This is a genomic window from Streptomyces sp. NPDC001709 (assembly GCF_053596375.1).
This window is the reverse complement of record NZ_JBSFGB010000002.1, coordinates 287745-301060: the sequence shown is the minus strand read 5'-3', so window position 1 is coordinate 301060 and position 13316 is coordinate 287745. Positions and strand designations below refer to the sequence as shown.

The window sequence follows — 13316 nt, the reverse complement described above, 5'->3', positions numbered from 1 at the left end:
TACGAACACCACAAAACAAGACAGTTACCGGACATGACGGACGAGCCCCTCCCCCTGCTCATCGTCGACGGCGCGAACGTCGTCGGCTCGGTGCCCGACGGCTGGTGGCGCGACCGCCGCGGTGCCGCCGAGCGCCTGCGCGACCGGCTGGTGCCCCTCGCCCGGTCCGGCGTGGCCCCTCTGCCCGGTCCGCTGGAACTGGTCCTGGTGGTGGAGGGCGCGGCCCGGGGTGTGGCCGCGGTGCCCGAGGTGCGCGTCGAGGAGGCGCCCGGCAGCGGCGACGACCACATCGTGGCCCTCGCGGCGGCCTCCGGCGACCGCCCTTGCCTGGTGGTCACGGCCGACCGCGAACTGCGCCGCCGCGTCCAGGAACACGGGGCACAGGTCACGGGCCCGCGCACGGTACTGAGCTGACCCTGCGGTCCGCACGGCGCCGAGCCGGCTCGCCGTCGGTCCACCCGCAGCCGGCCCGAACCCACCGCCAACACGCCACCGGCCCGAGCCCACCGCCCACACGCCGCCGGGCCGAACCCACCGCCAACACGCCACCGGCCCGAGCCCACGGCCCACACGCCGCCGAGCCGAACCCACTGCTCACACGCCGCCGGCCCTGCCACGCACCCAACCCGCACGTTCCCGGGCCGAACCTCACCATCCACACACGGCCAGCCCAGGCCCACCACCACCGGCATGGTGCCGCCTCCCACCGGCATGGTGCCGGGCCTAGCCCACCGCCCGCCCGCACAGCGCCGGGCGAGGGAGGCCACAGCCGTGGCCGTGAGCAGCTGGGTGAGGACCGCGGGCTCCCGCGGCGGGGTCAGCGAGTCGGAGCCGTGCACCGCGAACGCGAGGTAGCCCTCGTCCGGGTTCCGCAGCGGCCGTAGGGAGGACGGCAGGCGAGTGCCGCGAGAAGGGGCAGCAGCCCGGGTCCGGTACGCCGTCCGGGTGACGGTCCTCGTGTCCACGGTCCCTGCGGGGCCGGAGCGCGTTCCAGCCCCGCCGGCCGGGAATCGGGGGTCGCCGGGCGAGGAGGGTTACGGAGCGTTTCCGGCGGTGGGCGGGCGCGGGACCTCGCCCGCGGGGGCCTGCTCGCCGAGGGCCAGTCGGCTGTGGGTGCGGCCGTAGAAGAAGTAGACGACGAAACCGACCACCATCCAGATGGCGAACCGCAGCCAGGTCTCGGCGGGCAGGTTGAGCATCAGCCACAGCGAGGCGCACACCGACAGGATCGGGATCACCGGCACCCACGGGGTGCGGAAGGCGCGTGGCAGGTCCGGGCGCGTCCTGCGCAGGATGACGACGCTGATGGCGACCACGACGAACGCGAAGAGCGTGCCGATGTTCACCAGTTCGGCCAGCTCGCTCAGGCTGGTGAAACCGGCGACGATCGCGATGATCACGCCGAGCAGGATGGTCGGCCGGTGCGGGGTACGGAAGCGCGGGTGGACGCGGGAGAAGAAGCGCGGCAGCAGTCCGTCGCGGCTCATCGCGAAGAACACCCGGGTCTGGCCGAGCAGCAGGATCATGCACACGGTGGTCAGGCCGACGGCGGCACCGAAGCTGATCACACCCGCGAACCAGGGGTGCCCGATGGCCTTGAAGGCGTCGGCGAGCGGGGCCTCCACGGACAGCTTGGAGTACTTCTCCATACCGGTGACGACGATGGAGACGGCCACGTAGAGGACGGTGCAGATGAACAGGGAGCCGAGGATGCCGCGCGGCATGTCCCGCTGCGGGTTGCGGGTCTCCTCGGCGGCCGTGGCCACGATGTCGAAGCCGATGAAGGCGAAGAACACCACAGAGGCGGCGGTGAAGATGCCCATCACGCCGAAGTTGGCGGGCGCCCAGCCGAACATCAGCTGGATGAGCGGGGCTTTCAGATTGCCGCCCGCCGGCACCGGCTGGGCGTGCGGGATGAACGGCGAGTAGTTCGCGGACTCGACGAAGAAGGCACCCGCGACGATCACGATGAGGACCACGACCACCTTGATGGCGACGACGAGCGAGGTGATCCGGGCCGACAGCTTCATGCCGAGGACGAGGATGCCGGTGAGCACCAGCACCAGGGCGGCGGCGAGGATGTCGAAGCCGAAACCGGTGGCATGGTCCCGGCCGGCCAGATAGTCCGGCAGATGCCACCCGGCGTTGTCCAGCAGCGAGCGGATGTAGCCGGACCAGCCGACCGCCACCACCGCCGTGCCCAGCGCGAACTCCAGGACCAGGTCCCAGCCGATGATCCAGGCGGGCAGCTCGCCCAGGGAGGCGTAACTGAAGGTGTACGCCGAGCCCGCCACGGGGACCGTGGAGGCGAACTCGGCGTAGCACAGGGCGGCGAGCGCGCAGACCACGCCGGCCGTCACGAAGGCCAGGGACACCGCCGGACCGGCGTTGTTCTTGGCGACCTGTCCGGTGAGGACGAAGATGCCGGTGCCGATGATGACACCGACGCCGAAGACGGTCAGGTCGAGCGCGGAGAGGGACTTCTTGAGCGAATGCTCGGGTTCCTCGGTGTCCTGGATGGACTGCTCGACGTTCTTCGTCCTGAACAGCGCGCTGCTCACGTGTCTGCCTCCCACGCTTGGGGGCCTCGCCGCGGCCCGTCATGATCGAGAGGGTCGGGAATGCGTATGCCCCGGCACAGGCAGGTTCACGCAAACGGGCCGGTTCCGCCACCGCAAGGAGGGGCGGGACCGGCCCGTGGGGGCGCGTTCGGCGTCAGTCGCGCGCGGGCTCCACCGAGTCCACCTCGGCGCCCGTACGGTCGTACCGGCCGTCCAGCTTGGCGACGAGACCGGTGACCTGGCGGGCGATGTCGGGCGCGGTCAGGCCGATCTCGGCGAGGACCTCGCCGCGGGAGGCGTGGTCGAGGAAGCGCGGCGGGATGCCGAAGTCACGCAGCGGCACGTCCACGCCCGCGTCGCGCAGGGCCTGGGAGATCGCGGAGCCGACACCGCCGGCCCGGCTGTTGTCCTCGACGGTGACGACGACCCGGTGCCGCTCGGCCAGCGGGGCCATGGCCTCGTCGACGGGCTTGACCCACCGCGGGTCGACCACGGTGGTGGAGATGCCCTGTTTGTCGAGCAGCGCGGCGATCTCCAGGCACATCGGGGCGAGGGCGCCCACGGAGACCAGCAGCACGTCCGGCTCGTCGGTGCCCGGCTCGCGCAGCACGTCCATGCCGCCGACCCGGCCCACCGCGGGTACGGCGGGCCCGACGGCGCCCTTGGAGAAGCGCACCACGGTCGGCGCGTCGTCGACGGCGACGGCCTCCCGCAGCTGGGCCCGCACCTGCTCGGCGTCCCGCGGGGCCGCCAGCCGCAGCCCCGGCACGACCTGGAGGATCGACATGTCCCACATGCCGTTGTGCGAGGCACCGTCCGTTCCGGTGACACCGGCCCGGTCCAGCACGAAGGTCACCCCGCACTTGTGCAGGGCCACGTCCATGAGGACCTGGTCGAAGGCGCGGTTGAGGAAGGTGGCGTACACGGCGAAGACGGGGTGCACCCCGCCGTACGCGAGGCCCGCGGCGGAGACGGCGGCGTGCTGCTCGGCGATGCCGACGTCGTAGATCCGGTCCGGGAAGGTGTCGGCGAACTTCTTCAGGCCGACCGGCTGGAGCATGGCCGCCGTGATCGCCACGATGTCGGCGCGCTCCTTGCCGAGCTCGACCATCTCGTCACCGAAGACGGAGGTCCAGTCGGCGCCCGAGGCCTTGACCGGCAGGCCGGTGTCGGGGTGGATGGGCCCGATGCCGTGGAACCGGTCGGCCTCGTCCTGCAGGGCGGGCTGGTAGCCGCGGCCCTTCTCGGTCAGGCAGTGCACGATGACCGGCCCGCGGAACCGCTTGGCGCGGGCCAGCGCCGACTCCAGTGCCTCGATGTCGTGTCCGTCGATGGGGCCGACGTACTTCAGGCCCAGGTCCTCGAACATGCCCTGCGGGGCGATGAAGTCCTTGAACCCCTTCTTCGCCCCGTGCAGCGTCTCGTAGAGCGGCTTGCCCACGACCGGGGTGCGCTCCAGGAGTTCCTTCGTCCGGGCGAGGAACCGCTCGTACCCGTCGGTGGTGCGGAGCGTGGCCAGGTGGTTGGCGAGACCGCCGATCGTGGGGGCGTACGACCGCTCGTTGTCGTTGACGACGATGACCAGCGGGCGGTCCTTGGCGTCGGCGATGTTGTTCAGCGCCTCCCAGGCCATCCCGCCGGTGAGCGCCCCGTCACCGATGACGGCCACGACGTGGCTGTCGCGTTTGTGCAGCTCGTTGGCCTTGGCGATGCCGTCGGCCCAGCCGAGCACCGTGGAGGCGTGGCTGTTCTCGATGACGTCGTGCTCGGACTCGGCCTGCGAGGGGTAGCCCGACAGGCCGCCCTTCATCTTCAGCTTGGAGAAGTCCCGCCGGCCGGTGAGCAGCTTGTGCACATAGGACTGGTGGCCGGTGTCCCACAGCACCTTGTCCTTCGGCGACTCGAAGACGCGGTGCAGGGCGATGGTCAGCTCCACCACACCGAGGTTGGGGCCGAGGTGGCCGCCGGTCTTGGAGACGGCCTCGACGAGGAAGGTCCGGATCTCCTGTGCCAGCTGGTCCAGCTCCTCCGGGCTGAGCCGGTCCAGATCGCGCGGTCCCCTGATGCGGGTCAGCAGCGGCACCCGTGCCTCCTTGCAGTAGAGCTGATCGAGCTTTCGCCGGGCTCGCCCGAGTCTAATGTTCCGGCTTTCCCAGACATGACAGCGCCCGGCACGTTTCGGTGCCGGGCGTCAGGAGCGCCCCGAAGGGGCGCGGGGCGGTATCGATATGGGGGGCGGCTCCGCCGCGGGGGCGCGACCAGCCACGACGGACCGGCCCCCGCAGTCACACCCGCACCCCCACGGCGAAACCGCGCTATGCGCGACCCGCGCTCTTCTGCGTCTTGCGCGTCACCGCGTCGATCACGACCGTGGCCAACAGCACACCACCGGTGATCATGTACTGCACCGGCGAGGCGATGCCCTCCAGCGCGAGGCCGTACTGGATCGAGACGATCACCAGCACGCCGAGGAGCGCGTTCCAGGTGCGCCCACGTCCACCGAACAGCGACGTACCGCCGATGACCGCTGCGGCGATCGCGTTCATCAGCAGGTCACCGCCGCCGGCGCCCTGGTTGGCGGAGGCGATCTTGGAGGCGATGAACAGACCGCCGATCGCCGCGAACGTACCGGAGATGGCGAACACCGAGATCCGGACCAGGTCCACGTTGATACCGGCACGGCGGGACGCCTCGACGCTGCCGCCGAGCGCGAAGACCTTGCGGCCGTAGGAGGTACGACGCAGTACGAAGTCGGTGATCAGCAGCATGGCGACGAAGATCACCACGGCCAGCGGCAGACCCTTGTACTGGTTGAAGACGATCGCGGCGGCGAAGGAGACGACGGCCAGCAGCACGGTGCGCAGGACGGTCTCGCTCAGTGGGCGGGACGGCACCCCGGCGGCCTCGCGGCGCTTGTTGCCGAAGTAGGAGCTGAGGAAGAACAGCACCGTCACCGCGGTGGCGAGACCGTAGGCGGCGGCCACGTCGGAGAAGTAGTAGCTGGTCAGCTTGGCGACCAGGCCGCTGTCGTTCAGGTTGATCGTGCCGTTGTCGCCCAGGATCTTGAGCATGAGGCCGTTCCAGAACAGCAGACCGGCCAGGGTCACCGCGAACGCCGGCACGCCGACCTTCGCGAAGAAGAAGCCGTGCAGCGCGCCCGCGACCGTTCCGGTGAGGATCGACAGCACCAGGGCCAGGATCTCGTTCATGCCGTGGGTGATGTTGAGCACCGCGAAGGTGGCGCCCGCGACACCGGAGAGCGAACCGACCGACAGGTCGATCTCGCCGAGCAGCAGGACGAACACGATACCGACGGCGATCATGCCCGTGCCGACCATGGCGACGGAGATGTCGGAGAGGTTGCCGGCGGTGAGGAAGTTGGAGTTCAGGCTCTGGAAGATGATCCAGATGATCGCCAGGCCGATGACGACCGGGATGGAGCCGAGGTCACCGGCCTTCATCTTGCGCTTGAACTCGGTGACGTAGCCCGCGAGGCCCTGCTCGCGCACCAGCAGGCGGGGGTCGACGGCGACGTCGGAGCCGCGTGCCGCCTCGGGATTCTCCACGGGGGTGTCCACGGGGGCGTCCTCGGCGGGCGTGGAGGTCTTGTCGATGCTCACTTCTTGATCTCCCCATTGGTGCGCGCCGCACGACGGGTCACGGCGTTGTCCGTGGCGCCGGTGATGGCGGAGATGATCTCTTCCTGCGAGGTCGACTTGACCTCGAAGACGCCGTTGTTCTTACCCAGACGCAGCACCGCCACCTTGTCGGCGACGGCCTTCACGTCAGCCATGTTGTGGCTGATGAGGATCACGGCGTGATCGCGTTCCCGCAGCCGTTCCACCAGGTCGAGGACCTGGGCGGTCTGCTCGACGCCGAGGGCGGCGGTGGGCTCGTCGAGGATGACCAGCTTGGGCTCGCCGAGCATGGAGCGGGCGATCGCCACGACCTGGCGCTGACCGCCGGAGAGGGAGGCGATCGGGATACGGACGCTGGGGATGCGGATGGAGAGCTGGTCCAGCAGCTCGCGCGAGCGCCGCTCCATCTCCACCTCGTCCAGCACACCGCGGCGGCGGATCTCCCGGCCGAGGTAGAGGTTGCCGACGACATCGATGTTGTCGCACAGCGCGAGGTCCTGGTACACCGTCGCGATGCCCAGGTTCTGGGCGTCGTGCGGCTTGTTGACCTGGACGGCCTTGCCTTCCCATTCGATGACGCCCTCATCGATGGGATGCACGCCGGCGATCGTCTTGACCAGCGTGGACTTTCCGGCACCGTTGTCGCCCACCAGGGCGACCACCTCACCGGCGTGGACCTCAAGCTCTACGTCGGTGAGCGCCTGAACGGCACCGAACCGCTTGGAGACCCCGCGCAACGCCAGCACGGGCGTAGCGGACACGTGAACCATCTCCTTCGCCGCCTGACCCGGCGGGAGGTTGTGCAGAATTCTGGGTGGGTGGGCGGGGGACCCGCCGCGGGGTAGTTCCGTCCGGCGCCCCGTGCCGAGCTTGCGGGGCTGTTTGTGTGCGCGGGGCGCCGGAGGAGCTGGTGGGGCGCCTTTCTCCGCTAGGGAAATTCAAGGGTGAATTCTCCTAGCTGGAAAGGCGCGTGCGGCTGCTTACTTCAGGCCGATCTTGTCGCAGGCCGCCTTGTACTGCGAGGTGCAGATGTCGGCCACCGTGTAGACGCCGTCCTTGATGACGGTGTCCTTGATGTTGTCCTTGGTCAGCGCTGTGACCGGCACCAGGACGGAGGGCACCTGCTTGGTGGTCGGGCTGTCGACCTTGTCCTTGGCGACGGAGTCGAGCGACTTGCCCTGGGCCAGGTCCACGGCCATCTCGGCGGCGGCGGCAGCCTCGGGAGCGTACGGCTTGTAGACGCTCATGTACTGCTCACCGGCGACGATGCGCTGGACACCCGCGAGCTCCGCGTCCTGGCCGGTGACCGGGATGTTGGCGATGCCGGCGGCCTTGAGGGCGGTGATGATACCGCCGGCCATGCCGTCGTTGGCGGAGTAGACGCCGATGATGTTCTTCTTGCCCAGAGCGGAGATGGCGCCCTCCATGTTGGAGTTGGCGTTCTCCGGCTTCCACTCCTTGGTGTCGTACTCCTTGCCGACGTTCACCTTGCCGTCGAGCACCTCGTGGGCGCCCTTCTTGAACTGCGCGGCGTTCGGGTCGGTGGAGGAACCGTTCATCATGACGATCTTGCCGGACTTGGCCTTGGAGCCCAGGGCCTTCAGCAGGGCCTCGCCCTGGGTCTTGCCGACCGTCTCGTTGTCGAACGAGGTGTACGCGTCGATCGGGCCCTGCGCCAGGCGGTCGTAGGCGACGACCGGGATGCCGGCGTCCTTGGCCTTCTGCACCGAGTTCTTGATGGCCGCAGCGTCCACCGCGTCGACGATCAGCACGTCCACCTTGTTGGTGATCATGCTGTCGACCTGCTGGTTCTGCGTCGTGGCGTCCTGCTTGGCGTTGGCGTAGACGACCTCGCCCTTGCCGTTGGTGAGGTCCTTGATCTTCTTCTCGATCAAGGGGCGGTCGAACTTCTCGTAACGGGCCGTCTGGTTCTCCGGCAGGAGCAGGCCGACCTTGATGGCGTCGCCCTTCTTGGCGCCGGAGGACTTGGAGGAGCCACCGCCGGCCTCCTTGGCGCTGCCACAGGCGGCGAGCGAGACGGCCATGGCACCAGCAGCAACGGCGAAGGCCGCACGACGCATACGCATGTTCACTTCAGAAACCTCCCTGACGAGGCCGCGTCGTTGCGGCCGAGGTGGCTGGAAGTCAACTCGGCCACACGTGCGACGTCAAGAAGTAAATCCTTAACGAGATGGCAACGGTGCCATCCGTTCTCTAAGTGAAGGCAGGGACCGCCGCAGACAGTGAACCGTCCAAAAGTGTTGAATCGCCCATCTCGCTGAGAGCGAGGGCGAGCGCTCCGAGCACCTCCGCACGACCGCCAAGTGCCCCCGGGAGAACGGACAGTTGCCGCGCCGCGCTGGGGATGGCGTAGCGGCCGACGGACTCCCTGATCGGCCCGAGCACCAGCTCACCTGCCTCGGCGAGATCACCGCCGAGGACCACCCGGCTCGGGTTCAGCAGATTGCAGAGATTGGCCACTCCACTGCCGATGTGGCGGCCGACGTCGGCGATCACCCGACGACAGCCCGGGTCTCCGTCCCTGGCCAGCCGTACGACGCCTTCCATCGTCAGGTCGGGGCCATGGCTGGGCTGGAGCAGCGGGAGCACATAGCGCGCGGCCGCGAACGTCTCCAGGCAGCCGCGGTTCCCGCAACGGCAGACCGGACCGGATTCGTCGAGTGTAATATGACCGATTTCTCCGGCTGTGCCGCCCGGGCCGCGATAGATTTTCCCGTCGATCACCAGACCGGCGCCGACACCGCTCGCGACCTTGATGTACGCGAGGTCCCGCACGCCCTTTCCGCTGCCCCAGACCAGCTCGCCGAGGGCGCCGAGGTTGGCGTCGTTGTCCACGTGCACGGGCACGCCGAGCCGCTCGCGCAGCTCCTCGGCGGGCTTGGTGCCGCCCCAGCCGGGCAGGATCGCGGTCGACCCCAGCGTGCCCGACTCCACGTCGATCGGGCCCGGCACGCCGAGCCCCACGCCGGCCACCTTGGACCGGTTCACGCCCGTTGCCGCGATCAGCCGGCTGACCAGCTCCTCCGCCCGGTCGAAGCCCTGCGCGGCGGAGGCGTCGACATCCAGCGGCTCGGCCTCCTCGGCCAGCACCTGGTGGGCGAGGTTCCCGATCGCGACCCGCAGATGGGTGTGCCCGAAGTCGACGCCGATCACAATCCCGGCGTCCCCGCTCAGACTGACGCTGCGGGCCCGCCGCCCGCCCGCCGACGTGGGCGTGACCTCGACGGTTCCGCCGTCCTTCAGCTCCCGCACGATATTGGAGACGGTCGCGGCGGACAGACCGGTCGTCCGCGCGATCTCCGCCTGCGTAAGGGATCCGGCCAGGCGCACGGCCCGTACGACCCGCTCCAGGTTGGCTCGGTGCAGCGACGACTGCGACCCTGGAGTCTCCACGACGACCTCCTGAGCGCGGGGCCGCTTCGGCGAGGCCCCGCGTATGTCCAACTAGTGAACTCTAAGCTGAGCCGTTCGGGGCGACTTACGTCAAGAGGTTGAACCCATTCCGGGTCCCTGGACACATGTGTGCACGCCGTCCCGGAGCCCGGAACGGCGTGCACACGGACGGACGCGGAGCGTGCCGCTACTTCAGGGTCGCCGAGGTCAGACCCGCCTGCACCTGGCGCTGGAAGGACAGGTAGACGACCAGCATCGGGATCATCGCGATCGTCACACCCGCGAACAGAACGGGCAGGTCGGAGGCGTACCCCTGCTGCTGTTGCAGCTGGATCAGACCCTGGGTGAGGACATAGCGCTCGGGGTCGGAGCCGCTCTGCGGCTGCATGAGCACCGTGGGCAGGATGAACTGGTTCCACTGGCCCAAAGTGTTGAAGATGCCCACGCTGATCAGGCCGGGCCGGGCCATCGGCAGCATCACCTGGAAGAAGGTCCGGGTGTGCGAGGCGCCGTCCAGGATCGCCGCCTCGAAGACCGCCGTGGGCAGGGTCCGGAAGAAGGCGTGCATGAAGAACACCGTGAACGGCATCGAGTAGGCGATGTAGACCAGGATCAGACCCTGGTAGGTGTTCAGCATGTCCAGCCGCTTGACCATGAAGAACAGCGGGACGAGGGCCAGGAACACCGGGAACATGGCGCCGGCGACGAAGAAGTAGTACAGCAGCCGGTTGCCCCAGAACTGGTACCGGGCCAGCACGTAGGCCGCCATCGAGCCGAAGAGCATCGTCAGCGGCACGGAGAACACCAGGACGATCACGGTGTTCAGGAAGTAGTCCCCGATGCCCTTGTTCCAGGCCCGCCGGAACACGTCCAGGGACCAGTCGTGCGGCCAGCCGAAGGCGGAGCCGCCGATCTGGGCGTCGGTCTTGAAGGAGCTGAGCACCAGCCACAGCAGCGGCAGCACGATCAGCAGCGCCCACAGGGCGAGGAAGCCGTGCGAGAAGACGTTCAGGACCACGCCCTCGCCGCGCCGGTCACCGGGCCCGACGGGCGCCTTGGCCGCGGGGCGCTCGGCGGGAACGGGGGTGGTCTCCTTGACGGATGCGGTCATCGTCGTCACTCCGCTCAGAACTCGATGCGCTCGCGGCGGGTGGCGCGCAGCGTGACCACGGACAGGATCAGGGTGAGCAGCAGCATGACCACGCCCATCGCACAGGCGTAGCCGCTCTTGCCGTAGTAGAGGAAGTTGCGCATCATCACCGTCGCCATCACATCGCTGTGATGGTCGGGGCCGCCGCCGTACGCGCCCATGCTCTGGGTCATGGAGGACACCAGCACGAACATGTCCATGGCGACGATGCCCAGATAGACCCAGGCGGTCTGCACGGTGTCCCACAGCAGCGGCAGGGTGATGCGGAAGAAGGACTGGTTGCGGCTCGCGCCGTCGATCAGCGCGGCCTCGTAGATGTCCTTCGGGATGGACTGCATGGCGGCCGAGAACAGCACCAGATAGAAGCCGACGCCCTGCCAGATCACGGCCACCATCAGTGCCCACAGCACCAGGTTCGGCTCGTTCAGCCATTCGATCGGGTTGTCGGCGTCGACCAGGCCGACCTTGATCAGCGCGCCGTTGAGCAGACCGCCGCCGTCACTGCGGTACACCGCGTTGAACAGCACGGCGAGGATCGCCAGTGACAGCACCTGCGGAAAGAAGTAGACGATCTTGTAGAACTTCGACCCGGCGACACCCTGCACTCCGCCGGCCCTGCTGCGCCCGCCCGCGTTCAGCATGAAGGCGAAGAACAGGGCGAGCAGGATCGTGATCACCGGGATGAAGATCAGGAACAGGATGTTGTGCCAGACGGCCTCCAGGAAGACATCGTCCTGGAACAGGGCCTTGTAATTGTCCAGACCGACGAAGCCGAAGGTCTGCGACTGCCCCTTCCAGTCGGTCAGTGAATAGCCGAACGTCTGGATGTACGGCCAGATCACGAAGATCAGATAAAGCGCCACGGGAACGAAGAGAAACCCCGCGACGAACCGGTACTGCCCTTTGCGCATGGCGTTCCTGCCCCTGAAGTTCTGGGCCGGGAATCCTAGCGGTTCCCGGCCCCGAATCCGGTCGGTCGAGCTCAGGCGTGGTGGTTCTTCTTGCTGGCCGGGTCCTTCGCCTGCTTGTCAACGGCCGCCTGACACCTCTTCAGCCATTCCTTGGGCTGAATCCGCTTCGCCATGAGCTCATTGGACGCGTTCTGAATCGCCGTGTCCATCTCGCTGTACCAGTCGGGGTACAGATACCGGAACGTGTTGGAGCCGGCCGCCTTGGAGGCCTCCACCGTCGACTGCGTACCGGGCCGCAGCTTCACACTCGGATCCACACCGTCCTGCAGAATCGTCAGCGAGTTCGCCTCCTTGGCGAACAGGGTCGCCCACTCCTTCGACAGCATCCGCCGCATGAACTCCTTGGCGCCCGGCAGGTTCGCCGCCTTCGCCGGGATGATGAAGGGCTCACCGGAGCCGGCCCGGATCGCCTCGAACGGCATCTTGCTGCCGGGCAGCAGCGGCATCGGCAGGAACTTCATGTCGAAGTCGGTCGGCGTCTGCTTCAGCTGCTCGTTCTCCAGCCAGGAGCCGCAGGTGATGAACGCGGCCTTGTACTGGTTCCAGCGGGTCTGCGACTCGGTGTGGGTCAGGCCGTTGGTGCCGGGCATCAACAGGCCCTTCTCGACGACCTCGTAGATCGCCTCGATGCCCGCCTGGGCCGCGTCGGAGCCGACGAACGCCTTCGGGTCCAGGTTGTCGATCGCCTTGACGGCGTCGATGCCGCCCTTCTTGGCGATCATGTCCATGATGGCGACGTTGATGTAGTACGGGTACTTGCCCTGGTGGGCGAGACCGCCGATGCCCTGCTTCTTGGCGTCCTGGCAGATGCCGAGGAAGTCGTCCCAGGTCTTCGGCGGCGTCCAGCCCTTCTCCTTGAAGAGCTTGCCGGAGTACCACAGCCCCCACACCGTGTAGATGTAGTTGAGGGCGACGACCTTCCCCTCCTGGACACCCGGGTCGAGGGTGCCGGGGATCAGGGTGTCGCGGACCTTCTTGCCCGGGTCGTCGACCGACGGCGCGTCGAGGACCTCAGAGAGGTCGAGCAGCGAGTCGTTCTTGTACAGGACGTCGACCTTGATCTGCTGGGCACCGGAGTCGTCCACGATGTCCGGCGGGTTACCGGCGTTGAAGCGCGGCTGCAGCTTGCCGGTGATCTCCTGGGTGCCGGTGTGGGTCGAGGTGATGCCGAGCTTCTTGCCGAAGTCGGCTTCCCACGCCTTGGCGTAGTCGTCGCCGTATCCGCCCTTGAAGACGACGACGTCGAGTTTGCTGCCGCTCTTCGCGCCGAAGGGGTTGTCCTTGGACGTCTTTCCCTTGGTGTTGCCCTCGTCGGAGTTGCCGCCGTCCCCGCCGCTGGCGCAGGCGGACAGCAGGCTCATCGCGGGGGCCGCCACCAAGCCCAGCGCGGCCGAACGCTTGATCAGATCGCGGCGGCCGACACCCTCGCCACCGTGGTGCTCAGTGGATCCCATGCTGAAGTCCTCGCCTTCTCCAGGACTCAAGCGGTGAACCGGATCCTCCCCGGCACCGCGGTCGGGTAGTGCAGGGTTGTGCGGGAAACGCCGACAGGTATAGTCCACTTCCCGCCAGCGGAGCAAGA

The 13316-nt window shown here is 68.1% G+C and carries 10 protein-coding genes; 1 reads left to right on the top strand and 9 read right to left on the bottom strand.

The features are described 5' to 3' along the window. Positions 1 to 33 precede the first annotated feature (33 nt). A complete protein-coding gene (locus ACWC0C_RS04200) occupies positions 34 to 414 on the top strand; it encodes an NTP pyrophosphohydrolase (RefSeq protein WP_449194784.1) in 381 nt (126 codons plus the stop codon). Between the two features lie 620 nt (positions 415 to 1034). Here the strand turns inward: ACWC0C_RS04200 and ACWC0C_RS04195 are convergent. The 9 genes from ACWC0C_RS04195 to ngcE form a co-directional block, all read right to left on the bottom strand. Further along, the gene (locus ACWC0C_RS04195) at positions 1035 to 2561 is read right to left on the bottom strand and encodes an amino acid permease (protein WP_450861440.1); all 1527 of its coding nucleotides are present in this window, start codon (positions 2559 to 2561) and stop codon (positions 1035 to 1037) included. A gap of 154 nt (positions 2562 to 2715) precedes the next feature. Beyond that, positions 2716 to 4644 carry a 1-deoxy-D-xylulose-5-phosphate synthase gene (gene dxs / locus ACWC0C_RS04190; protein ID WP_450861438.1) on the bottom strand — a complete coding sequence of 643 codons (1929 nt, stop codon included), beginning with the start codon at positions 4642 to 4644 and terminating at the stop codon, positions 2716 to 2718. Positions 4645 to 4876: 232 nt separating this feature from the next. Then, entirely contained in the window at positions 4877 to 6181 is a 1305-nt protein-coding gene (locus ACWC0C_RS04185; RefSeq protein WP_450861436.1) for a sugar ABC transporter permease, read from the bottom strand. Beyond that, a complete protein-coding gene (locus tag ACWC0C_RS04180) occupies positions 6178 to 6969 on the bottom strand; it encodes an ATP-binding cassette domain-containing protein (RefSeq protein WP_449194788.1) in 792 nt (263 codons plus the stop codon). The genes ACWC0C_RS04185 and ACWC0C_RS04180 overlap by 4 nt, the downstream gene beginning before the upstream one ends. A gap of 210 nt (positions 6970 to 7179) precedes the next feature. Further along, a complete protein-coding gene (locus ACWC0C_RS04175) occupies positions 7180 to 8280 on the bottom strand; it encodes a sugar ABC transporter substrate-binding protein (protein WP_450861717.1) in 1101 nt (366 codons plus the stop codon). Between the two features lie 133 nt (positions 8281 to 8413). After that, entirely contained in the window at positions 8414 to 9613 is a 1200-nt protein-coding gene (locus tag ACWC0C_RS04170) for an ROK family transcriptional regulator (RefSeq protein WP_450861434.1), read from the bottom strand. Positions 9614 to 9800: 187 nt separating this feature from the next. Continuing rightward, on the bottom strand, positions 9801 to 10724 hold the full coding sequence (locus ACWC0C_RS04165; RefSeq protein ID WP_449194790.1) for a carbohydrate ABC transporter permease: 924 nt from the start codon (positions 10722 to 10724) through the stop codon (positions 9801 to 9803). Between the two features lie 14 nt (positions 10725 to 10738). Further along, positions 10739 to 11674, bottom strand: a complete 936-nt coding sequence (locus ACWC0C_RS04160; RefSeq protein ID WP_449194791.1) for a carbohydrate ABC transporter permease — start codon at positions 11672 to 11674, stop codon at positions 10739 to 10741. Positions 11675 to 11745: 71 nt separating this feature from the next. After that, a complete protein-coding gene (gene ngcE / locus ACWC0C_RS04155) occupies positions 11746 to 13188 on the bottom strand; it encodes an N-acetylglucosamine/diacetylchitobiose ABC transporter substrate-binding protein (protein WP_450861432.1) in 1443 nt (480 codons plus the stop codon). Between the last annotated feature and the right edge of the window lie 128 nt (positions 13189 to 13316).

Excerpts from the sequence above, each read along its gene's own strand:
- ACWC0C_RS04200 (WP_449194784.1), top strand. The coding sequence starts at position 34 with ATGACGGACGAGCCCCTCCCCCTGCTCATCGTCGACGGCGCGAACGTC.
- ACWC0C_RS04180 (WP_449194788.1), bottom strand. The coding sequence starts at position 6,969 with ATGGTTCACGTGTCCGCTACGCCCGTGCTGGCGTTGCGCGGGGTCTCC.
- ACWC0C_RS04175 (WP_450861717.1), bottom strand. The coding sequence starts at position 8,280 with ATGCGTCGTGCGGCCTTCGCCGTTGCTGCTGGTGCCATGGCCGTCTCG.
- ACWC0C_RS04165 (WP_449194790.1), bottom strand. The coding sequence starts at position 10,724 with ATGACCGCATCCGTCAAGGAGACCACCCCCGTTCCCGCCGAGCGCCCC.
- ACWC0C_RS04160 (WP_449194791.1), bottom strand. The coding sequence starts at position 11,674 with ATGCGCAAAGGGCAGTACCGGTTCGTCGCGGGGTTTCTCTTCGTTCCC.
- ngcE (WP_450861432.1), bottom strand. The coding sequence starts at position 13,188 with ATGGGATCCACTGAGCACCACGGTGGCGAGGGTGTCGGCCGCCGCGAT.